The sequence below is a fragment of the Rothia nasimurium genome (assembly GCF_928392795.1).
Taxonomy (GTDB): Bacteria; Actinomycetota; Actinomycetes; order Actinomycetales; family Micrococcaceae; genus Rothia; species Rothia nasimurium_F.
The window spans coordinates 250,171-272,823 of record NZ_CAKMTJ010000002.1; the positions used below are offsets into that span (position 1 = coordinate 250,171).

Sequence of the window (22,653 nt, forward strand, 5' to 3'; positions counted from 1 at the left end):
GACTTACCACAGAGCTTTTGTGCGGCCTAGGGTCTACTCCTCGCATCTGTCGGAAGGAAAAACAAGAGTGGGAAATCTGCTGAGTGTCAAGAACCTCACCAAGAACCACGAGCACCTTCGCGCCCTCAAGGGTGTGAATCTGGAGGTAGCTGCCGGTGAGATTGTAGGTCTTCTCGGCGAAAACGGTGCAGGAAAGTCAACCTTCCTGTCGATTCTGGGCGGCTGGGACCGTCCCGGCGGTGGCACCATCACCTTAGACGGTGAAAAGTACGCCCCCCATACTCCCGAGGAAGCTCTTGAAGCCGGCGTTGGCTCTATTCGTCAGAAGTTCAAGGTAGACCCCGAACTCACCGTCGCTCAGGCGATCTTTCGCTCCACTGAGCACGCTGATGAAGAGGAAGAAGCCCAGGTTGCTCGCGCCCAGGAACTCATTTCAGAAATCGGCCTGGCGGTAGATCCCCGCGCCAAGATGGGAGACCTGGTCCGGGCTGAACAGGCTCTAGTTGAGGTTGTACGTATGGAGGCCGAGAACACCCGTCTGGTGCTCATGGACGAAGTCGCTGCAACCTTCAATGACTACGAAATCTACCAGCTACACGAGGTCACCCGTAAGCTGGCCGCCGAGGGGCGCGCAGTGATCTACATTACCCACCGTATCGACGAGATCCGCTCACTTGCTAACCGCGCTGTGATTCTCTCTGAGGGCACCATCAACACCGAGATTAACCCCGGTACGATGACCGCCGAAGAAATCGCCTTCAAGATGTTCAACCGCGAAATCGAGATGGGCGGACGCCCCGATGAGTTCGCAGGTGAAGACGCAAAACTGGTGATTGAGAACCTGACCAGCGCCAAGGGCTCTCTCAATAACGTCAGCTTCTCCGTAGACCGCGGTGAGATTTTTGGTCTGACCGGCCTGCGACGCTCAGGTATCAACGAGGTCGCAGCGGCTCTGGTGGGCGTGGACGAGACCGCCAAGTTTGGCACCCTCAAGATTAACGGCGAGGACGCCACTATCGGCTCCCCCGAGGAATCGGTTGCCCACGGTATTGGCTATCTGTCAGATAATGACGATGAGCTGGGCCTGGCCAACGAACGCTCCATCGCTAAGACCCTGATGGAAAACGCCGGCCTCAAGGAAAGCCCCGAGGGCTTCTTGCACGAGGTATCTGCCCTACGTGAGGTAGCTGAGCAGATTCAGAAGCTGCGCATCAAGACCACCAATATTCAGGGTGAAGTCGGTAAGCTCTCGGGTGGTGACCAGCAGAAGGTCGCCCTGGCCCGCTGGATGACTACCGACTGCGAGATTCTGATTCTCAACCACCCCACCCGTGGCATCGATGTCAGCGCCAAGAGCGAAATCTACAAGATGCTGACCGAGCTGACCGAAAAGGGCACCTCTATTATCCTGATCGGTTCAGACATGTCTGAGCTTATCGGCCTCTGCAACCGCATTGCCGTGATGCGCTCTGGCGAGCTGGTCTCTATTCAGCAGAATAAGGTCGCGACCGAAGATACCCTCATGGGCGAGGCACTGGGCGAAGACCTGGTCTAGCCGCCCACCGGCGTCCTGATACTAGAAAGAACCCCCGGCAGGTTACCTGCCGGGGTTCTTGAGCTATCAGGCTTGAGAGACTGCCTCTACCTGCGACTTACAGGGAGATGCGGCCTGAGATGGCGTTCAGCTTGTGACGAGCCAGAGCCAGGTTAGCGGTGTTACGATCGAGCACCAGGTAGACGAAGAGGCCTGAGGTCTCTGAAGCGTTCAGCACGTTAATCAGGTGGTACTGGGAAGACAGGGTAATCATGATGTCTTCGATGTTGCCGTTCAGACCCAGGTCGTTCATGGTCTTGAGCTTGGCACGTACTACGTTGGAGTTACCAGCAGCAGCAACAGTCAGGTCGAAACCGGGTGAACCGCCGGAGGCCAGAGCCATACCGGATGAGATATCAACGAGAGCTGCACCGGTTGCGCCTTCAATGGACAGAAGTTCCTGGATGGAGGTATCAAGCTGTGACAAGATAATTCCTTATGTCTAGTTCCGCACCGGCACGCTACGGGGGAGCGGCAGGTGAAGAGACGGTGGATGCGGTCAGCTTGGCCCTTGTCTTCAGCTGGTGTGTGATGACTGGGTGTGTGCCCGCGAGTGTTTACAGTATCAATACTACTCTCACAGGGGCTCGAACTGCTACAAGTGGCTGGACAGGTGTGCCGTGTGAAGCTCCTTGCAGCTAAGTGCACTTGCAATCGGTATCTGCTGACGCTGGAGTAATGGTGTGACAGTGGTGGTGAGACCGAAGGTTGAATCGTGAACCTTTTTAGCGGTACCGTGAAAGAAAGCTTTATCTGCCCGCCAATGAATCAAGGAGTAGGCCCGTGCGTCTTACCGCATTTTCTGACGTGTCGCTGCGCGTCCTGATGCTGCTATCGGGTCTGGACGGCGAGCAAATTTCTACCCAGAAAATCGCCGAGGGCGTGGGTACCCCCTATAACCATGTGGCCAAGTCGGTTGCTTTCCTAGCCAATATGGGCCTGGTGGAATCAACCCGCGGCCGTACTGGCGGTGTGCGGCTCTCAGAAGCCGGTGCCCGCGCGACCGTAGGGCAGGTGCTCCGTGCCTCTGAGGGGGATATTCCCATGGTCGAGTGTGAGGGCGGGTCTAATGAATGCCCCATGCGCCATGCTTGCTCCCTGAAAAAAATTCTGGCTAATGCCCGTGAAGAGTTCTTCAAAATGCTTGACCCGGTTGTTATTTCTGAGCTGCCCAACGAGCAGCAGATGGGACCGGTCTTTGTGGAGCTGGGTCTAGGTCCTCTGGCTCAGACCAAAAAGCTGCCCCAGGCGTCCTTCGTTTCATAAGCCACGAGAGGGCCGCTTCCGTAGGTGATACGCGGAAGCGGCTCTTTTTTCTCCCAAAACTAGTATTTAGTATGCTAAATTGATGGTAGTTTAACAACACTCTGTCACCAAGGAGGAGCCGTGCTCTCAGCAAAGTCCCGCCCCGTCATCGAGGCAACCCTGCCCGTCATCGCCGAGCGAATCAACGACATCACCCCCGACTTCTACCAGCGCATGTTCGCCGCCCGCCCCGACCTGCTCGACGGCATGTTCTCCCGCTCATCCCAGCTCGAAGGCACCCAGCCTAAGGCCCTAGCCGGCTCCATCGCGGTCTTTGCCTCCTACATCCTGGCCAACCCCGACAAGTACCCCGACGAGGTGCTTTCCCGCGTTGCCCACAAGCACGCCTCCCTGGGTCTGCGCGAAGAAGAATACCCCACCGTCTACAAGTACCTCTTCGAGGCTATTGCCGCTAACCTGGGCGATATTCTGACCCCCGAAATCGCAGAAGCCTGGACCGAGGTCTACTGGCTCATGGCCGACGCCCTCATTAAGCTCGAAAAGGGCCTCTATGCCTCCCAGGCCAACGACGTTATGTTCGCCCCCTTCCGCCTGGTAGAGCGCAAGGAAACCGGCGAGAACGTGCTCGACCTTACCTTCGAGCCCGCCAACGCCGTCGCCATGACCGACGCCATTGCCGGCCAGTACGTTTCCATCGTCACCAAGGCCAAGGACGGCCTGCGCCAGGCCCGCCAGTTCACCCTGCTGCCTGCCGAGAAGAACCAGCGCCGCGTTGCCATCAAGCTCGACACCGCCGGTGAAATGACCCCCATCCTGCACGAGCTCGAGGTCGGCGCTATCGTCGAGGTCTCCAACCCCTACGGTGATGTCACCCTGGGCGGTTTTGGAGACGACGAGTCCCAGCCCCTCTACCTCTTCTCCGCCGGTATCGGCGTTACCCCCATGATCGCTTTCCTCTCGGAGCTGGCCGCATCCGGCTCCAAGCGCGAGGTCGTTGTTGTACATGCCGACCGCTCCTTCGCCACCTGGCCCCTGCGCGATGAGATGACCGCCTACGTTGAGAAGCTCGAGAACGGCCGCCTGGTCTCCTTCATCGAGGCGGACGGCGAGGGCGACTTCGAGGGCCGCGTCAACGTGGCTGAGCTCAACGTGCCCGCTAACGCTTCTGCCTACCTGTGCGGCCCCCTGGGCTTCATGCAGGGCGTCCGCTCCCAGCTGGTTGAAGCTGGCGTGCCCGGCACTCAGATTCAGTACGAGATCTTTGGCCCTGACCAGTGGATGCTGCACGACCAGGCTCGCGCCGCCTAAGCTGGCCCAAGGGTAGATAAAAGGACGCCCGCCCCGCTTTCCTCGCCGTATGGCAGGAAAGCGGGGCGGGCGTCCTTTCCTAAAAATCTATTTGATTTGTAGCGCTCTTCACCTAAAAAATAGTATCCTCAGAAATAATTTTCTTCTGAGAAGGTGCTTTTCTCTCATCGGCAGTGGGTTCTACAAAGCTAGTCACGGGGATAATCTTGCTACTGACAACTCTATCGAGGAGTGAATGACCAGCTTCTTCTGCGGCGGTAAAGAACTCCACTTGCCATAGGAGCTCCAAAAGTTCGCGATCGAAAGACCACTGCGTCGCTTGAATCCTGTCTAGCGGGGAGGATGACTTCCCCGAGGGATTTTTCATACGGTAGCCTAACCACGAGCTGACAACAGGCATGCCAGAGACGCTATATTTCATTACGCTCTCAGGTACGGCAGCAAATACTCCGTCTCCTACAACAAGTTCTTTGGTTTCAGCATCATACTGCCAGTTTTCGGGGTACTTTGAAGGCGTTACTGCATGCTTGAGCTTTGCCTGACCGGTAAAACGACGCCGCATCTGCTGGCCAAATTGGTTGAGTTCTCCTGCGCAACGTTCGCCCCACGTTTGCTCAAAGATAAGGAGTTCACCAAACTGAGCTACCTCACGGAAGAGTTCATAACTTGCTGTGAAAGGAACTCTGAGTGCGGACTCGGTAAGTTCTTCTAAATACTTCTCTACAAAAGCACCTGTACCCATGATTCCGAAGGCATAATGGGCGATTTCTTCAGCAGTAACATCTTGTTTATATTTTTCCTTTAGTACCTTAAGGAGAGAAGCTGAGATATTGGGATTGTCCTGGGTGCTGGACCGGTAGAGAGGATAGATATTTTTTGCTCCAAAAGATCCTCGGAAATAATCTAGGTCAGGGACATACGGCGATACGGTCAGTGCAGGGCCCTGACTCAAAGGGGTCGTCGAGAGGGTAGAGAAATATACCTGGCTTCCACTGTAGTTGTTCCAACTTGGCCCTGGCCTATCTATTACCCTGTGGTCTGCTATTAGATATTGTCTGTCAAAAGATCTATATCCATATCTCTGGATTTGCATATCAGGTAAAGCATCATCAAGATAAATAGGAGTAGTTGAAACTGATCCTGGTATTAAATCAGACTTTGAAGTAGTTTTATACTTTCTCCCGGATGGAGATTCATCAAATAGTTCTTGGCCTTGGGTGTCTGATCTTTGTAACAGAGATAATCTATTCTGTAGAGCGGATTTAGCTGGTGCAATGACCCAGCGCCGCCCTGCCTTATTTCCAGAATGAGACCAGGGGAATACCCAGTCTAGGGGGACAAATTTTTCAAGGGACTCCGTACTATCTGCAACAAATCGGGCATTCCAATCAGCTGCAACCACGCTAGACCATTTGGTGTCATGTTCTGGCACGTTGATTTCTGCTAGTTGCTTGAGTTTCTGCTGACGAGTGCCATTAATTTTTAGATAATGGATTTTCGCTTTTTGCGCGAGTCTATCTGAGTGCCTTTTTACTGAGCCGGTTGAAGTTTTCTCATGCTGAATACCGAAGAAAATAGCTACCGGGGTTTGAATACTGAAAACATTCTCTTCTCGGCGCGCACCACGTCCCTCACCTCCAAGATCCACTACCCAGATTTCATCGAACACTTTACGCATATATTCACGCATCCCAGCAAAACCTGGACCACGTAGGTAAGAGGAAGAAGTAATAAAAGAGACTACGCCAGCATTATCTCTATGCTGCTCACAGGCTTTCCAGATAGCCCACCGGAAAAAATACACATAACTGTTATAGAGATTCTTTGCTTGCCCTCCGGCACCAATTTTTTTAAGAGGACTAATAAAATCTTCTAATAATGGCTGGCGCCCTCGGACCTCTTGGAGAACAATGTTAGGAAAATTGTCGGACCCGGTACCGAGAGTTTTTTCTCGAGAACCACGGTCATAGGGAGGGTTGCCGAGAATAACTCGAATCTTGGTTCGGTCGCTCTTAACTATTCCGGCTTTTCGGGTTTCCTCATTAATCTGGTTTAGAACTTCCCAAATTTCTATCTGCTCGTTATCTGCCGAGATGGTACCTGGATCTGTGAGCGTATTGGTTAGGTATATATTGGCGCCTTCATCGAGGTTAGCTCCGTACTGCTCAAGAGCCTGCGTTAGGCGCAAATGAGCAACTGAATAAGAACCCATTAGTAACTCAAACCCGTAGAGCCTGCTCCCCAAGCTTCGTGCATCAATCTGACGTGTTTCTGAATGAGCTAGCACATGATTTGCAACCGCAAGTGGGTAGGCACCTGTGCCAACAGCAGGGTCAAGGATGCTGACGTCTTCTGACCCTAGACCTTCATGACGCCCAAAGCGTGTTTTCAGAATATCGTCTAAAAGGCGTACCTGCAGATTTACAACTTCGATAGGGGTGTAATATACGCCTGCATCTTTGCGCATTTTAGGGTCGTAAGCTGCAAGAAAGTCTTCGTAGAAGTAAAGCCAGGGATCTATCGAACGGGAAAACTGGTTTTTATCGATTACACCGATGGTGGTTTCAAGCAGGGTGATAGGCCCCTCAACATCTTTTCGGTAGGACTCCTGACTCATCAGCTGGAGAACTGATGCAATGAGCTTATGGCCATTCTTTCTGAGCGAGTCGCTAATAGCATTAACACTGAAATCTTCACTATTCAGCTCTGACTCAATACGCGCCAACAAAAGTGCGTAGGTAAATGTTTGAGCGAAGCTATCAGAGAACTCTTTGTGAGTAGCTCCTGGCATGAGATTAGTGCTCCAGTTTTTGTAGAGAACAGGTAATCCACGGCCTTCCGTCGCAACTGCGAGAGTATCGAGAACAGAATCTCTGAGAAAAGCGGTAAGGGGAGCTAGCTGTTGTGCAAGGTCTTTCGGCTTTGAGGGCACGATGGGAGTCCAGCGAAGGAACTGCTTTAGTAGACTTTCGAGAGCATTAGCTTGTTCTTGCGCGTCATTGCCGGTTTTCGAAGGGTCTAGATCTACATGGGCCAAGGGCGTATTGGAGCCTTGCCTCATTAGTGACCATTCGAAACCGTTACAGTAGAGCAGGTTAGGATGATTGGCCAGCTTTTTCCACTGTGTTTTGTCGTGGGCGCTCCAGCCAATCTTTTTCTGTGGGTTAGCACTTTTTGAAGGAGATTTGAGCTCTACATGCCCTATTAGCGGCCCATTGTTTTTCTTAACGGCTATATCTAGCCTGACCCCCTCTACAATATCGCCAGAAACCTGTCGATGCTCTGTCGAAGTGTGGACCGTCTGCCCCAAAAGCTCGCCAGCATTTTCTAGAAAGTTCGCAACAGGGAGTTTCAGCTGATCTTCGGGACTCACACGGTTGTCTAACTCAATTTCATGCTTTAGACGACTGATCTTTTCAATGTAGGTTTCAACAGCGGTGTTGAAACTATGCGGGCGTGTAGGCATACCAAATCCTTTAACCTATTGGTGATACATCACATAACTATGATTATCACTCTCAAGGGTAGCGCATATATTCAAGAGTAAGGAATGAGTTGCAGTAGTTCTTGTCTAGGGGGCTTATCAATTTAAGGATGGTTCTTCCAGCACTCGATAACTTGGGATTCGTTAGCTAACCAGCTACCCAAATCGGGGTGGATTGAAGCAACAAGTCTCACCGTTGCGCGATGAATCTCGCGTACGTTGGTATTGAGTAGGCTCTCGTGGTGGGCAACTCGGTTGCGGGCAATATGTATCTGGGTTAGCCGATATGAGACGACGTAGGGGTTTGGCTCGTAGGGGAAAGCCTTGCAGAGGGCCTGTTCCCATAAATCCAGCTGGGAGCGCTTGGTGCGAACCTGATGACTTTTCAACGGAGCGCTGGTGTTAAGGCGCCCATCTGGTAAAAGACGCTTCCAAGTGCCTAACGTTATATGCGCAAGAACATCATCATGAGTGATAGGTGCACCGTGGCGTGGGTGAGAAAGGACCCGAGCATTAAGATCTTTTTGAGCTCTTGTATAAGCGCTGTCATATTCGGAGACGATTCTGTTCCCTCGTTTTGATAGGAGCAGGTTGGCCAGCTTCTGTGAGGGGTGTTTTAGCCATTCTTCTGAACCACCTGCTGCCCGGCGTCGAGGGTCACTATGATGTAAGGGCTGACCTGCTTGATTATGAGTAGATCCGTTTATTGCAGGCTGGAGACGGTTCCATCGTCTGAGCTGTTGATCGATAGACTCTCTTAGGAATATTTCAGCATGCCCTATAGCTTTACTCATCTCTAGGGATAACTCACAGTTCCATAAGTAAAGTGCCCGCTGGGATTCTAGAGATGAAGAAAAAGATCTGTAGGGAGCAAACCGCTCTGAAGCTATGTAGTCCTCGAAGTTAAAAGTCATTAGATTAGGATCTTCTCGACAATATCTGTACAGCTAGTGGTATATAGCAGTTTAGTCTAGTTTCTGATAGTCTGGGCTACAGAGACCGAGCCACCAGTGTTCTGCTGGTATCTAAGAGACTCCGGTATATTTATTGAGAAATGTCCCTTGCAGGTTGAGTCCTGTGAGGGCTTTCTTTATTTTATGACCCCTATAGCCCTTAACCCGGTCTAGCTGCGTCTGTTTGTGTTAGCAAAGGACGCCCGCCCCACCTTCCTTGCCGTATGGCAGGAAAGCGGGGCGGGCGTCCTTATTTTTACCTTTTGTACCGCGCCCTGCTCACTTTAAGCCTGAAAAGTGGGCAGGAGCTGGTACAAAGTGGAGGTGCTTGGGGTTAGCCCTCGCGCACAATCTTCAGGATCTGATCGCGCACGCGCTCCATGGTGGCCTGGTCAGGGGCCTCAAGGTTCAGACGCAGGAAGGGCTCGGTGTTAGAGGGGCGCAGATTGGCCCACCAGCCCTCGGTCTTGTGCTCGAAGGTGGTGCCGTCCATATCGGATACCTCAACGGTATCGCCGAAGTACTCGGCAACGCGGGCGATAGCACCGGCCTTGTCTTCCAGCTCAGAGTTGATTTCGCCGGAGGGGACGTAGGGGGAGTAGGCAGCGCCCAGCTCAGAAAGGGGCTGCTCGCCCTCACCCAGGGCAGCCAGTACGTGCATGGCAGCCAGCATGCCGGTATCGGCGTTGAAGAAGTCCTTGAAGTAGTAGTGAGCGGAGTGCTCGCCACCGAAAACGCCAGACTCTTCAGCCATAACAGCCTTGATGAAGGAGTGGCCCACGCGGGTCTTGATAGCGCGTCCGCCCAGCTTCTCAACCAGCTCAGGCACAGCCTTGGAGGTAATCAGGTTGTAGATGATCACGGGCTCGTCGTTGCCTTCGGCCTTGGCGCGGGCAATCTCGCGCTCAGCTACCAGGGCGGTAATAGCGGACGGAGTAACGGGCTCGCCCTTCTCATCGATGACGAAGCAGCGGTCGGCATCGCCGTCGAAAGCCAGGCCGATATCTGCACCGTGCTCAACAACAGCCTTCTGCAGGTCAACCAGGTTGGCAGGCTCCAGGGGGTTGGCGGGGTGGTTGGGGAAGGTGCCGTCCAGCTCGAAGTAGAGGGGCACGATTTCCAGGGGCAGGCCGGGCAGAATGGAGTCGCCCAGTACAGCGGGGGTGGTCATGCCGCCCATGCCGTTACCGGCGTCCACAACAACCTTGAGGGGGCGGATGCCCGAGAGGTCAACCAGGTTACGCAGGTACTCTGAGTAGGCCTTGAGGACGTCTTTCTCAGTTACAGAACCCGGGGTATCAACGGCGGGAATTTCACCCTCGTTCAGGTACTTCTGGGCCAGGTCACGAATATCGAAGAGACCGGACTCTGATGAGAGGGGAACAGCACCTGCCTTAGACATCTTCATGCCGTTGTACTCGGCAGGGTTGTGGGAGGCGGTGAAGGTGACACCGGCAGCGTTCTCAACGCCGCAGGCGAAGTAGAGCTCGTCGGTAGAGATCAGGCCGATGTTGATGACGTTAGCGCCGCGGGCGGTAGCGCCCTCAGCGAAAGCAGCCATGAACTCGGGGCCGGAGGGGCGCATGTCAGCGCCCACCAGAACGTCCTGGCCAGCCAGACCGAGAACGTCTACGAAAGCTGCGCCGGTTGCGCGAACGGTCTCGGCGGTGATGGTTTCGCCCACGATGCCGCGAACATCGTAAGCCTTAAAAGATGCGGTTAAATCAATAGTATTCACGAAAGGTAAGTCTAGTTGCCCCGTGACCTGTTTAGACAGTGTTCAGACAGATTTCCTGTGTGATTTATGGCGATAAACACCAGCTTTCTGGGCCATAAACTGACCCAAGGTGGGGCTGGAGCATGGTTTGATGGTGCCTATGGGTGAACTTTTTTCTTTAGATAATCCGATTCAGAACTACGCCTGGGGCTCCTACGAGACACTGGCCCTTATGCGCGGCGTCCCCGCCCCCACCGATCAGCCGGAGGCTGAGCTGTGGGTGGGCGCGCACGCGTCCGCCCCCTCCGTAGCTCACGTGGACGGCGGCGCCTTCCCGCTCGATGCCCTGGTGGGCGAGCAGCCTGCCCGCTTCCTCAACCCGCAGCGCACCAGCGATACCTTCCCCTTCCTCTTCAAGATTCTTGCCATTGAATCCCCCCTGTCGATTCAGGTGCACCCCACCGATGAGCAGGCCCAGGCTGGGTTTGCGGACGAGAACGCCCGCGGCATCGCCCTTGACGACCCGGCCCGTAACTACAAGGATCGCTTCTCTAAGCCCGAAACCGTCATCGCCCTGTCGCCCATGCGCATCCTGACCGGCGTGCGCGAGTTCGCAGAGCTGCGCGCTATTGCCGAGCACTTCTCCCTGCCCTGGCTCACCGGGGCCCTGGGCGCGGCTAAGACCGCCAAGGAGCTGCTCACCGTCATTATCCGCATGCCGCAGGACGCCGCCGCGGCAGCTGTCGAGCAGACCGTTGCGTCCGCGCGTACCTGGGTAGCCAAGAACGGTGAAGTTCCCGGTAGCGAATCAACCGCCGCCGGTGTTGCCGAGCTAGTAACCCTGATTGATAGCAAGTACCCCGGCGACCGCGGCCTGCTGGTCGCTCTGGTCATGAACCTGGTCTACCTTGCCCCCGGCGACTCTGCCTACACCCCCGACGGCCAGGTGCACGCCTACGTCTCGGGTACTGCTATTGAGCTGATGAACCCCTCAGATAACGTCATGCGTGCCGGCCTTACCCCCAAGCACATTGATGAGGAAGAACTCATTAAGATCCTCGGTGAGGGCCAGGGCGCACCTACTATCCAGCGTCCTACCCCTACCAGCGAGAAGGCCGCCGAGTACTCCATGTGGGATGAACGCCTGTCTGTCACCCACCTGGTCGTTGAAGAGGGCGAAACCATCACCCTGCCCCTGGCCGGTGTAGCCACCGCCCTGTGTGCAGGTGGCACCGTTGTGGTCAGCGACGAGGTCAAGACCTTTACCCTGACCGGCACCCAGTCGGTTATGTACGTGGGCGAGCCCACCGAGGTGACCGTCACCGGCGCAGGCGAACTCTACATCGCAGCCCAGCGCTAAGGCGGAAGGACACCGCCGCGCGGCGCCTTTCCGTCATCTAGAGCAGGTGCGGGGGAGAGCTGGGTAAAGTAGGTAGGGACGACGTCCGGCGCTCTATCCCCTAGCCGGGGGAAGGGCCGATAACTCCTACAAGGAAGCCCATGAAAATCATTCTGACTGTCACCGGCCTTGACCACGAAGGTATCATTGCCGGTGTCACCACCAAGCTCGCTGAGCGCAAGGTTAACATCGAGAACCTGTCGCAGACCCTCATGCAGGGCTACTTCACCATGATTCTGCAGGGCAGCTTTGACGATTCTGCCCAGTCGATTACCGACCTGCAAGAGGCTATGAAGTCGGTTGAAGAAGAGCAGCGCGTGCAGATTCGTATTCAGTCTGACGCCATCTTCCAGGCCATGCACACCCTCTAGGAGTTACCGACTATGTTTAGTGACCGTTCCGGTAACATTCTTGAGACCCTGCAGATGATCGAGGAAGACAAGCTCGATATCCGCACGGTTACCATGGGCATCTCTCTGCTGGACTGTGCCGACTCTGACGGCGCTGTGGCCCGCCAGAAGATTTACGACAAAATTACCTCCCGGGCAGCCCGCCTGGTCGAGGTGGCTGAGGGCATTGAGGCTGAACTCGGTATCCCCATCATCAATAAGCGCATCTCGGTGACCCCAATTGCCCTGGTAGCGGGTGCCTCAAACGACGAGGACTACGTTGAGTTCGCCAAGACCCTGGACGCTGCTGCCAAGGCCGTGGGCGTTAACTTCATCGGTGGCTTCACCGCCCTGGTTGATAAGGGCGCTACCCCGGCCGATGAGAAGCTCATGCGCTCTATCCCGCGTGCCCTCAACGAAACCGACGTGGTCTGTGCTTCAGTGAACATCGGCTCTTCCCGTGCCGGTATCAATATGACCGCCGTGCGCACCATGGGTGAGGTTATTCGCGAGACCGCTGAGGGCTCTGCTGAGGCCCACGGCTTTGGCTGCTCCAAGCTGGTGGTCTTTGCCAACGCTGTCTCTGACAACCCCTTCATGGCAGGTGCCTTCCACGGGGTGCAGGAGGCCGATACCGTTATCTCGGTGGGCGTCTCTGGCCCCGGTGTGGTCAAGCGGGCTCTGGAGAAGGTGCGCGGGGCGTCCTTCGACGACTGTGCTGAGGCCATTAAGAAGGCGGCCTTCAAGATTACCCGCATGGGCCAGCTGGTGGGCACCCTGGCCGCTGAGCGCCTGGGCGTGGAGTTCGGCATCGTCGATCTTTCCCTGGCCCCCACCGCCGAGGTGGGCGACTCGGTAGCCCACGTGCTCGAAGAGATGGGCCTGGAATCGGTGGGTACCCACGGCACTGTTGCTGCCCTGGCTCTGCTCAATGACGCGGTGAAGAAGGGTGGGCTCATGGCCTGCTCGCACGTGGGTGGCCTGTCAGGCTCCTTCATTCCGATTTCTGAGGATATCGGCATGATTGAGGCCGCTGCTGCCGGCAAGATTACCCTGGATAAGCTCGAAGCCATGACCGCGATTTGTTCCGTGGGCCTGGACATGGTGGCCATTCCCGGCGATACTTCTGCCGCCACGATTTCGGCCATGATTGCCGATGAAGCAGCCATCGGCGTCATGAACCACAAGACCACCGCGGTGCGCGTTATCCCGGCGATTGGCCTGGAGGTTGGCGAGATGGTGGAGTTTGGTGGTCTGCTGGGCCGCGCCCCCGTCATGCCTGCCCACCCCGAGTCGGCTGAGGTCTTTGTGGCCCGTGGCGGGCGTATTCCTTCTCCGGTGCACGGCTTCCGCAACTAGCGACTGTGGTTAGTTGAGGTAGACCAACAGGGGTGCTTTCTAGCCGGGCGAATCTCGCCCCGGCTAGAAAGCACCCCTGTTGTGTTTCGCTGGCTTTGAAAGCCCAACGAGTGCTTGCGGACCCACTTAATACTTGGATGTGCTTCTAGGCTCCAGCCTGGTCTGCCGCTTTGAAGCCATCAAAAATCGCTTGGGTAGCTGAGCGTATTTGATCAAAATTGTTGGTACCGGTGCTGAGTAAAGTATCAAGCTCGCTCATCGCGAGACTATGTGCCTCTACTAGGGCATCTTTACCATGGGTGGTCTGTGCCGCTGGTAGCGATGCGGACTCTGCAAAGGCTCTGTTACCAGCCTCAAATGAACTAATAGCTTCTTGAAGCTGATCAAAATGTATTTCTAAAGACATAACTACTCCTGGCTGGGCGTGGGTGTGGGCGTGGTGTTGAAGCGTTCGTTGAAGTCTCCTAGGTAGCTGGGGCTGTTGCCTCCGAATTCTTTAGCGCAGAGGGAGTCCATCCGCAGCATCTGCATGAGACGGCCTTCTTTGTAGTAGACGGAGTAAATCAGACGGGTACTCAGGGGCGTAATAGCGCTGATCTGCTTTTCATGTTTTCCCACGACGGTGTAGGCGATGTCAGTGGTGCCTTGGCTACGCCAGTAGTTGGCGACTTTCTCTAGCTCCTGGTCAATATTGACAGGATCAGTTTCTTGGAGGGCTGTTGAGACATGGAGGGTGGCGTACGCAGATTCGTTGTCGTCTTCGGTCAGGTAGCAATGAGTGCCGGGAAGATCGTAGCGCATATCGGTGCTGGTTGGGTCAACGGCTGAGGTTTCTGCCCCGTCATAGTAGTAGGGGGCGTTGCCGCTGGCGGTGATGCTGCCGTTGCGGTAGGTCATCCATTCGTCGATGATGTCTTGGACGGGTGCTTGGATGTAGCGTTCTGAGTCTTCCACGGGGCCTCCTTGATGGGTGGAACAGGCTGATACGGTAAGAAGAACTAGCAACGAGGCTGCTGCTCTTAGTTGGTTTTTCACTAGTCGTTCCTTTTTGGATCAACATCTAGGGGCTGAGGAGCAGAAGGCTGTTCATCAGGGGTGAACCGGATATCCCCGGCAGGAATCTCGTCAACCTGCCCGGTAGTAATATAAATCCCAGCCCTATAGGTGGTAGAACCAGGGGTGTTATAGCCCACGCCACCCTTGGGATGAACATCGTGGCCCTGCACCGCCATGCCCTCACCATCAGCAGAAACCTCAGCTGAGACCTCAAAACTATTTTCGAAAGTGCGGGGATCCAAACGTAAGCTGGAGTTGATACCAAGCTGGGCAACCCAATCAGCATCGGCTAGGGCACTGTACATCTGCGGCCGGCCCTGATCGTCTTTAGCCAGGTGCTCAAACAGAGCAGCATCATAGTATCTAACCCACCCCGCTGAACCCACATTATAGTAAGCCTGAACAGGAGTCTGCACCTTGTGGATTGTCTCCCCGGCGGTGGTGGAACCGTAGGAATGATTCCACAAGTACACCTTGCGGTTCTGCTCCTCAAGGGAGAAAGAGTTGCCCAGAACGTTGAGAGCATCCACAGAATTGGCGTTACGTTCAGCAGCCCGGCGGGCGTCTCCCATGCTCAGCACATCCAACCCCTGAGGGGTCACATAGTTGAGATTGAGGATAATCGCATGTTCAACCTGCGATGGATGGCGTTTATAGGCTATTTTTTGATCCTGGTAGATGCTCTGGCCCATACGCGCCATATCACCACCATCGGGATCCAAGCTGGCGTAGGTGTGATTGAGCATGCCCGGGTTCAGAATCGTCACCGCATCAGCCTCATCCAAATCACCGTAGGCAAGGCTTATGAGCACATCATCGGTAGCCTCAAGGTCGAGCTTCTTGGTTTGACCGCGTGGATCCACGTAGGTTTCCGTATTCATCAGGCTCAGATCAAGATTGATGAGGCTACGCCGAACACCGTTTTGCTCGTACTCAAGCGCCCATTGCACCCTGTTCAGAGCCTTCTGAGCGTGCTCTGAGGTCAGCTCCGGGTGAGCCAAATAGAAGTCGAGTAGCAGCCGGTTGGCTGCGTCCCTATCGCTGTAGCGCACCCCCTCAAGGTTGCCAACAAACCCCGGCATATGCGTTACCAGGGCAGCACGCTGAGTAGCCGTCAGGCCAAACTCCTGGAACCCATCAGCATTCCACCAGTCTCGCACCACCAGGGCGTTATCCTTGCCCTGGTGTGAAACCGCCACCGGTAAACGTGCTAATTCCGGGTAAGCTGCCGCGTAATCTGCAATCTCAGCAGGACTAAGCTGAGCCAAAGAAGCCAGGTACTCTTTGAGAGCATCCGGGCTTTCATAAGCCTTTTTAGCTAGATTAGCTAATGTTTTGGCTGAAACCGGTGGTCTGCTTCGCATGGTTTCTGCAGACAAATCAAATAGGCTAACTTCACCAGAGGCCCGCGCGAGGGAAGGGGTGAAGGCCCCACGCGCGCCCCTCACTCGGGCCACAAGGTCACCTGTAGGTGTTAGCAGGTAGGAACCCTGTGCTGTAGCAGCCGCTGCACTATACTCACTGGCTAGTTCCCGTATCACCTGACGCTGTTGCTCCAAGACATCCTGGGCATCCTCCAGTTGTCCGCTAACCCTTCGTAACTGCTGCTGAGCCTCCGCCCTTTCAGAGCCTGCCTCCAAAAAATCAATATCGGCAGAGAGAAAAGAAACTTTGGCTGATAGCTCATCAATCTGCTCCTGGGCTTGCGTGGCTATACGGTGGGCTGTATGGGCGCGTGACTGTAAGCGCGCCATAATGCCAGCCCACCTCTGCGCGACCTCGCTCATGCGCAGTAGTTCGGCTTTAGCATGGCCGGTGAAAAGCGCACCCGCATTCAAGGACTCGTTCACATAGCGCATCTGGTAGCCCTTGCCAGCTATAGATGCCGTAGTGTTGAAAGAGACAACAGCTGTGTCAAGTGCCTGCGCCTTATCGCGCCACATTGCAGAAATACAATGCCACTCAAATGGGTGTCCCGGGGCTGGATCGCCGGTATCAAAAAGTGACCAATCACTCGGGTAAACTCCCACAGAAAAAGCGGTAGGTGAATTAGTGGCCTGCGAAAAATTACCCAGAGTTGACACTGCAAAATCTCCTAGTTGCTTTAATCAGCTTCAGTTTATTCAAAGATAACATTCACCGAGTAGCCAGAACCCGCACCGTAACCTACTTGCGGATGCAGCCCATTTTTCTATAATTTTGGCGTTGAGGCAGCAGTAGATTCTCTGCTGATTGGCTACTTACCAGGGGTGAGCGGCACCGTCACGTAGGGCAGGAACCAGCCGATGAGGGGCCCCACGGTAAAGGCGATGAGCAGGGTACCCACACCGAAGTGGCCGCCCATGGCGATACCGGCTGCCACCACGGTCACCTCAAGCACGGTGCGCACTAGCCAGACGGGCCGGCCGGTAACCCTCACCAGCCCGGTCATCAGACCGTCGCGCGGGCCGGAGCCGAATTGGGCCCCCAGGTAGAGGGCGTCAAAAAAGGAAAAGGCCAGAATGCCAACCGCCAGATAGACCCACTGAGCGAGAACCCCGGTGGGATCGGGAATCAGATCCATAGCTATATCAGCTGAGAGTCCCACCAAAACAGCGTTAGCCAGGGTGCCGAGGCCCGGCATTTCCTTGAGGGGCAGCCAGAAGAGCAGCACCACAAAAGAGGTAGCGATGGTCAGGACCCCGTAGCTGAGCCCGGTCATTTCCATCAGGCCCAGGGTGAGCACATCCCAGCCCAGGGCACCCAGGCCTGCCTTAATGAGCAGGGCGCAGGAGGCCCCGAAGCCCACCAGCCCCACCACGAGCAGAGGCAGGCGCAGGGTAAGCTTGCCTGCGCGTAGCTGCTGTAGGGGCCCTAGGTGGGCAAGCGGACGGGGAGCGGACTGGGCCATGTGGGTGCTTTCTGGCAGGAGAAGGGCAGGGAGCTAGGCGATAAAGCTGGTCATCATGGCCTCAAAAGCCAGACGGGCTCCGGCATTGGTGCGGATGCGGCGGCGGGTGGTAGCGACCGTATCGAGGTGGGCTAGGGTGCGCTCGGGGCTGGTGCGCTCGGCGTAGGCGTAGATATCGTCGGCCAGGTGGGCGTTGATAATCTCTGCCCCGGTGGAGAGCTGCACGGTCAGCACATCGCGGAAGACAGTTTGAATGTCGGCTAGAAAACGGTCGAGGGTGTCGGTCTGAATGCGCTTGGCGCGGCGTTTCTGATCTTCTTCAAGCTGGCGTACTTGGGCGCGGTGGGTGGGGGAGAGCTTTTCGCCGTCCTCGTAGCCCAGGGCGGTGAGCAGGGCGGAGCGTTCCGCCTCATTGCGGACCTCAGCATCGGCTTCGGCTTCTGCCTCGGCGATGGTGATGAGGTCGTCGGCTGCTTCCATGGCGGCGGCGATGGAGCGCAGGGTAATGGGCATCTGCACCACGGTGCTGCGGCGTTTGCGGGCTTCTGCGTCGGTGGCTAGCTTGTGGGCGACCTCCAGGTTGCCCTGGGCTAGGCGGGCGACGAAATCTGCCTGCTGGGGTTCTAGGTTCTCCCCGCGGGCCTGCGCGTCGGCAAGAAGCCGGGCGGCGACGTCCGCCACCGAGGGCAGGCGTAGCTTGACCGGGCGGCAGCGGGAGCGAATGGTAACCAGGACGTCCGCGGGCGAGGGAGCGGTGAGCAGCCAGATGGTGTAGGGCGGGGGCTCTTCAATAGCCTTGAGTAGCACGTTGGAGGTGCGCTCGGGCATGCGGTCGGCGTCCTCAATGAGCATGACGCGCCAGCGCCCTACCGCGGGGCGATCTTGGGCTTTGACCACGAAGTCGCGGGCCTCTTCGATGGTGATGGTTGTCTTTTCGGTGGTGAAGTGCAGGAAGTCGGCGTGGGAGCCACTGAGCACCGTCTGGCAAGAGCGGCAGTGCCCGCAGCCCCGGGCAGCCGGGTCTGGCTGGTCGCAGAGCAGGGCGGCGGCGAAGGCTAGGGCAGCGGTGGAGCGTCCCGCACCGGGAGGGCCGGTGAAGAGCCAGGCGTGGGTTGGTTTCTCTTCGGCGGCGGCGCGGGTGAGCTGGGCGCGTACGTCGAGCTGGCCGGTGAGGGTGTCAAAGACGCTCATGCGATACTCCCCAGGGCTGCTGCCAGCACGTCGGCGTGGACGTCCTCGATCGGGCGGGCGCCGTCAATGCGGGTGTACCGCTCGGGGCTGGCGTCGGCTAGCTGCTGGAAGGTGGCGTGTAGGGTGCGGTGGAAGGCGTCATCTGCCGATTCCATGCGGTCGGCAGCCCCCCGGGCGCCTGCGCGGGAGCGTCCTTCGGCCAGGGGCACATCGAGCAGAATGGTGGTGTTGGGCAGCAGATTAGAGGTGGCCCAGCGGCTGAGGTCGACTACGGTGTCAATGCCCAGGCCGCGGCCTGCCCCCTGGTAGGCGGCTGATGAGTCGATGTAGCGGTCACAGAGCACCACCTGCCCGGCTTCAAGGGCGGGCAGGATTTTCTGGTGGGCGTGGGCCGCGCGGGAGGCAGCAAAAATCAGGGCCTCGGTGTGGGGGTCAATCTCGCCGTTGCCGTGCTCAAGAACTAGCGCGCGGAGTTTCTCACCGATGTCGGTTCCGCCTGGTTCGCGGGTGACCAGCACCGAGTAGCCTCGCTGGGTGAGGGCCTCGGCCAGGAGTTTAATCTGGGTGGTTTTGCCCGAGCCGTCCCCGCCTTCGAAGGCGATAAAGGTGCCGGGGTAGGGGCGGGCCGCGCTGCTCGCGTCCGCCGGGAGGGTGCGGACGCCCGGGTCGGCTTCTGGGGTGTAAGAAAGTGCGTGGGTCACGGGTATAAGCCTACCAAGGCGCTGCGCCTGCCGTCCGGTCTACCCGAGACTACTCTCTAGCCCGTCCCATATGTCACCCTGTGGCGTACCCCTGGCACTGGGCCTAGTGCTGCGCGTATCGTTGAATCTATGACTGAACAGAACCTCTCACCCGAAACCCGCCTGGTGGCCGGCGGCCGCCCCGCCCACGACGACCTGGCTCCCGTGAACCCGCCGATTGCCATGTCGTCCACCTTCCGCCAGACAGGCCCCTCAGACCTCAACACCTACGCCCGTTTCTCCAACCAGTCCTGGGACGGCATCGAAGAGGTCGTCGCTGACCTCGAAGGGGCAGAGCTACCCGGTCTGGTCTTTGCCTCCGGCATGGCAGCTGTTGCGGCTGTGCAGGATCTGGTACCCGTAGGTTCTATCATTCTGCTGCCCGAGCACACCTACATGGCCTCAGTCTCTATGGCCAAGCGCCTTGAAGCTCGCGGTATCACCACCGTGGTGCGCCTGGACATCGAAAACACCGAGTCCGTCATTGCCGAACTCGAAAAGGCCGCTGCTGCCGCGGGCGTCACCCCCGAGACCGTCAACTACGCTGCCCCCAAGGTGCTGCTGTGGATGGAGTCCCCCACCAACCCCATGATGGAGGTCGCCGACCTGCCCGCCGTCCTCGGTGCCGCCAAGCGCCTGGGCATTGTTTCTGCCGTTGACAACACCTTCGCCACCCCGCTGGGGCAGAACCCGCTGGCCCTGGGCGCCGATGTGGTTGTCCACTCTGCCACCAAGTCCATCGCCGGTCACTCCGATGTGCTGCTGGGTATCACCGTCACCTCTAACCCGACCCTGCGCGAAGCCATGCAGGCCCACCGTACTACCAACGGCGCTATCGCCGGCCCCTTCGAGGCATGGTTGGGTCTGCGTGGCGTCCGTACCCTGGGTGTGCGCGTTGAACGCGCCGCCGCTAACGCCCTCGAACTGGCCCAGCGCCTGCAGACCCACCCCGCGGTCAAGGCCGTGCGCTACCCCGGCCTACCCACCGACCCCGGCTTCGAACGGGCGTCCGCACAGATGCGCACCTTCGGCTCAATCCTCTCCATCACCCTGGACGCCACCGCCGAAGAAACCGACCGCGTGGTCAAGGCCCTGAACATCTGGACGCCCGCAACCAGCCTCGGTGGCGTAGAATCACTGATTGAACGCCGCCGCCGCCACGGCTCAGAGCCCCACTCAATCCCCGAGTCACTGCTGCGCCTGTCGGTAGGCATCGAGAACGTCGATGACCTCTACAACGACCTGGCGCAGGCCCTAGAAAACCTCAAGTAGCGAACGGACGCCATGACCCCTATTGACCTGATTGTGTTGGTTACCTACTACGTGGGCCTTGCCCTGGCCCTGGTAGTTGCCGCCCTGTCGATTTTCGCGCTGATTGAGGCCGCCCGCGCTTCAAGCTACGCCTACCAGAGCGCCTTCAAACGTACCAAGGGCTTCTGGGTTGGCGTGACCGCTGCCTCGGCTGCTTTCTCTGTACTGATGGTCTGGCAGTCCATGGCCGTCGGTGGCGGGTCTGTCTTCATGCAGCTCATTGCCGCAACCGCCGTGGGCGTATTCCTCGCGGACGTCCGCCCCGCCGTAGCGGTGCGCCGCCGCTAGCCGCAGCTTGCGTTAAGGTCTGAAAAACCCACACATATTCACGAAGAAACCCCCGGAAAAGACCGGGTATTCCGTGAATATGTGTGGGTTTATCTTTGCTTTGGGGGTTGGGAGTGGGATAATAGGGAGTATGACTTACAAATTGGTACTGCTCCGTCACGGGCAATCAGAATGGAACGAAAAGAACCTCTTCACCGGCTGGGTAGACGTTGCCCTGACCGAGAAGGGTCGCGCCGAAGCCACCCGCGGTGGCGAACTGCTGAAGGAACGCGGCATCCTCCCCGATGTCGTCCACACCTCCCTGCAGCGCCGCGCCATCAACACCGCCAACCTGGCTCTCGATGCCGCTGACCGCCACTGGATCCCCGTCAAGCGCAACTGGCGCCTGAACGAGCGTCACTACGGTGCGCTCCAGGGCAAGGACAAGACTCAGACCCTCGAAACCTACGGTGAAGAGCAGTTCATGACCTGGCGTCGCTCCTACGACGTTCCGCCTCCGGCCCTCGACGACAACGACGAGTTCTCCCAGGCGAACGACCCCCGCTACGCAGACATCGAGAACGCTCCCCGCACCGAGTGCCTGAAGGACGTCCTCGAGCGCATGCTGCCCTACTGGGAGTCAGACATCAAGGAAGACCTGAAAGCTGGCAAGACCGTTCTGGTTGCTGCCCACGGTAACTCCCTGCGTGCCCTGGTCAAGAACCTCGAAGGCATCTCAGATGAGGACATCGCCGGTCTGAACATCCCCACCGGTATTCCCCTCTACTACGAGCTCGACGAGAACTTCAAGCCTGTTGGCCCCGGTGAGTACCTCGACCCCGAGGCTGCTAAGGACGCCATCAAGGCTGTTGCTAACCAGGGTAAGAAGTAAATCCCCGGTAGGTACCACTTAAATCAGAAAAACCCACCAACTAGGTGGGTTTTTCTGATTTAAGTGGTACCTTCTGACGGAGATGGTACCTACCAGCCTAGATGCTGGGGACGGCGTTCCAGTCGCCGGTGACCAGGTAGGTGACCTTGCGGGCTACCGACACACCGTGGTCGCCAAAGCGCTCCAGGTAACGGGAGGCCAGGGTAACGTCAACGGTGACCTGGGCGTTCTGGCCCCAGTCGGGGGCTGCCATGCGGTTGAAGACCTCAACGTGGAGTTCGTTGATGCGCATCTTGTTCTTGATGATGTCCTGGGTATGGGAGAGCTCGCGGGTCTCAAGCAGACTGATGACGCTGGCGATAATCTTCTGGTCAAGCTCAATGATTTCGCGGAAGACCGGCACGATGGACTCGGGCAGGACGTGCTCGGGGTAGCGCATGCGGGCAACCTGGGCGACGTGGCGGGCAAGGTCGCCCATGCGTTCCAGGGAGGAGCTCATGCGCAGGGCGCCAACAATCATGCGTAGGTCGGAGGCTACCGGGCCCTGCAGGGCCAGAATGTCGATAGCGCGCTCATCGAGTTCGTTTTGCATGAAGTCGATGCGGGCATCGTTGGTGATAACCTCTTCGGCTTCTTGAATATCGGCCTGCAAGAAGGCGTCCGAAGCGCGGCCGAGAGCCTCCTGGACCAGGGTAGCGATATGAATCAGCTCTTCGCCGACGTGCTGTAGTTCGGCTTGGAAGACTTTGCGCACGTGCGCGTCCTTTCCATCTGGGGAAGTGTGGGGTGCCGGGCAGACTCCTGCCCATGGCTACCCCTTTAGAGTGCCAAGGTCAC

The 22,653-nt window shown here is 57.2% G+C and carries 20 protein-coding genes; 9 read left to right on the forward strand and 11 right to left on the reverse strand.

Features of this window, described 5'->3' with window-relative positions; translation table 11 throughout:
* The first annotated feature begins 67 nt into the window (after window positions 1–67).
* Window positions 68–1,555 carry a sugar ABC transporter ATP-binding protein gene (locus L6963_RS03920; RefSeq protein ID WP_237207065.1) on the forward strand — a complete coding sequence of 496 codons (1,488 nt, stop codon included), beginning with the start codon at window positions 68–70 and terminating at the stop codon, window positions 1,553–1,555.
* Window positions 1,556–1,652: 97 nt separating this feature from the next.
* On the opposite strand, the gene L6963_RS03925 is transcribed toward L6963_RS03920, so the two are convergent.
* On the reverse strand, window positions 1,653–2,021 hold the full coding sequence (locus L6963_RS03925) for a hypothetical protein (RefSeq protein WP_135013333.1): 369 nt from the start codon (window positions 2,019–2,021) through the stop codon (window positions 1,653–1,655).
* 356 nt (window positions 2,022–2,377) lie between these two features.
* On the opposite strand from L6963_RS03925, the gene L6963_RS03930 reads away from it, so the two are divergent.
* Together L6963_RS03930 and L6963_RS03935 are read left to right on the forward strand one after the other, a co-directional pair.
* Window positions 2,378–2,860, forward strand: coding sequence for an RrF2 family transcriptional regulator (locus L6963_RS03930; protein WP_237207066.1), 483 nt, complete (start codon window positions 2,378–2,380; stop codon window positions 2,858–2,860).
* Between the two features lie 120 nt (window positions 2,861–2,980).
* Window positions 2,981–4,168 (forward strand): globin domain-containing protein, encoded by a 1,188-nt coding sequence (locus L6963_RS03935; RefSeq protein WP_237207067.1) that lies wholly within the window; start codon window positions 2,981–2,983, stop codon window positions 4,166–4,168.
* 112 nt (window positions 4,169–4,280) lie between these two features.
* Here L6963_RS03935 and L6963_RS03940 read toward each other — a convergent pair whose 3' ends face one another.
* The 3 genes from L6963_RS03940 to L6963_RS03950 all read right to left on the reverse strand — a co-directional run bounded on the left by L6963_RS03940 (window position 4,281) and on the right by L6963_RS03950 (window position 10,343).
* Window positions 4,281–7,634, reverse strand: a complete 3,354-nt coding sequence (locus L6963_RS03940; RefSeq protein ID WP_237207068.1) for a type ISP restriction/modification enzyme — start codon at window positions 7,632–7,634, stop codon at window positions 4,281–4,283.
* 122 nt (window positions 7,635–7,756) lie between these two features.
* A complete protein-coding gene (locus tag L6963_RS03945; RefSeq protein WP_237197624.1) occupies window positions 7,757–8,566 on the reverse strand; it encodes an Abi family protein in 810 nt (269 codons plus the stop codon).
* A gap of 373 nt (window positions 8,567–8,939) precedes the next feature.
* The gene (locus tag L6963_RS03950) at window positions 8,940–10,343 is read right to left on the reverse strand and encodes a phosphomannomutase/phosphoglucomutase (RefSeq protein WP_237207069.1); all 1,404 of its coding nucleotides are present in this window, start codon (window positions 10,341–10,343) and stop codon (window positions 8,940–8,942) included.
* 139 nt (window positions 10,344–10,482) lie between these two features.
* Here L6963_RS03950 and manA point away from each other — a divergent pair, with 139 nt between their 5' ends.
* The 3 genes from manA (at window position 10,483) to L6963_RS03965 (ending at window position 13,469) form a co-directional block, all read left to right on the forward strand.
* Entirely contained in the window at window positions 10,483–11,682 is a 1,200-nt protein-coding gene (manA, locus tag L6963_RS03955; protein WP_237207070.1) for a mannose-6-phosphate isomerase, class I, read from the forward strand.
* A gap of 140 nt (window positions 11,683–11,822) precedes the next feature.
* Window positions 11,823–12,092, forward strand: a complete 270-nt coding sequence (locus L6963_RS03960; protein WP_237197627.1) for an ACT domain-containing protein — start codon at window positions 11,823–11,825, stop codon at window positions 12,090–12,092.
* A 12-nt stretch (window positions 12,093–12,104) separates the two neighbouring features.
* Window positions 12,105–13,469, forward strand: a complete 1,365-nt coding sequence (locus L6963_RS03965) for a PFL family protein (protein WP_237207071.1) — start codon at window positions 12,105–12,107, stop codon at window positions 13,467–13,469.
* 145 nt (window positions 13,470–13,614) lie between these two features.
* Here the strand turns inward: L6963_RS03965 and L6963_RS03970 are convergent, their stop codons facing one another.
* The 6 genes from L6963_RS03970 to tmk all read right to left on the reverse strand — a co-directional run bounded on the left by L6963_RS03970 (window position 13,615) and on the right by tmk (window position 19,307).
* Window positions 13,615–13,875 carry a hypothetical protein gene (locus L6963_RS03970; RefSeq protein ID WP_237197629.1) on the reverse strand — a complete coding sequence of 87 codons (261 nt, stop codon included), beginning with the start codon at window positions 13,873–13,875 and terminating at the stop codon, window positions 13,615–13,617.
* Between the two features lie 2 nt (window positions 13,876–13,877).
* A complete protein-coding gene (locus tag L6963_RS03975; protein ID WP_237197630.1) occupies window positions 13,878–14,423 on the reverse strand; it encodes a hypothetical protein in 546 nt (181 codons plus the stop codon).
* A gap of 80 nt (window positions 14,424–14,503) precedes the next feature.
* On the reverse strand, window positions 14,504–16,609 hold the full coding sequence (locus L6963_RS03980; RefSeq protein WP_237197632.1) for an alpha/beta hydrolase: 2,106 nt from the start codon (window positions 16,607–16,609) through the stop codon (window positions 14,504–14,506).
* 152 nt (window positions 16,610–16,761) lie between these two features.
* On the reverse strand, window positions 16,762–17,415 hold the full coding sequence (locus L6963_RS03985) for a YczE/YyaS/YitT family protein (RefSeq protein ID WP_237207072.1): 654 nt from the start codon (window positions 17,413–17,415) through the stop codon (window positions 16,762–16,764).
* A gap of 33 nt (window positions 17,416–17,448) precedes the next feature.
* A complete protein-coding gene (locus tag L6963_RS03990) occupies window positions 17,449–18,606 on the reverse strand; it encodes a DNA polymerase III subunit delta' (protein WP_237207073.1) in 1,158 nt (385 codons plus the stop codon).
* Window positions 18,603–19,307 carry a dTMP kinase gene (gene tmk, locus L6963_RS03995; protein ID WP_237207074.1) on the reverse strand — a complete coding sequence of 235 codons (705 nt, stop codon included), beginning with the start codon at window positions 19,305–19,307 and terminating at the stop codon, window positions 18,603–18,605. The genes L6963_RS03990 and tmk overlap by 4 nt, the downstream gene beginning before the upstream one ends.
* A 129-nt stretch (window positions 19,308–19,436) precedes the next feature.
* On the opposite strand from tmk, the gene L6963_RS04000 reads away from it, so the two are divergent.
* The 3 genes from L6963_RS04000 (at window position 19,437) to L6963_RS04010 (ending at window position 21,816) form a co-directional block, all read left to right on the forward strand.
* Window positions 19,437–20,618 (forward strand): trans-sulfuration enzyme family protein, encoded by a 1,182-nt coding sequence (locus tag L6963_RS04000; protein ID WP_237207075.1) that lies wholly within the window; start codon window positions 19,437–19,439, stop codon window positions 20,616–20,618.
* Window positions 20,619–20,630: 12 nt separating this feature from the next.
* Window positions 20,631–20,945, forward strand: a complete 315-nt coding sequence (locus tag L6963_RS04005) for a DUF2516 family protein (protein WP_237207076.1) — start codon at window positions 20,631–20,633, stop codon at window positions 20,943–20,945.
* Window positions 20,946–21,075: 130 nt separating this feature from the next.
* On the forward strand, window positions 21,076–21,816 hold the full coding sequence (locus tag L6963_RS04010) for a phosphoglyceromutase (protein WP_135013359.1): 741 nt from the start codon (window positions 21,076–21,078) through the stop codon (window positions 21,814–21,816).
* Between the two features lie 97 nt (window positions 21,817–21,913).
* On the opposite strand, the gene phoU is transcribed toward L6963_RS04010, so the two are convergent.
* Window positions 21,914–22,570: a phosphate signaling complex protein PhoU gene (gene phoU, locus L6963_RS04015; protein WP_237186984.1), complete on the reverse strand. Its 657-nt coding sequence runs from the start codon at window positions 22,568–22,570 to the stop codon at window positions 21,914–21,916.
* Window positions 22,571–22,653 lie beyond the last annotated feature (83 nt).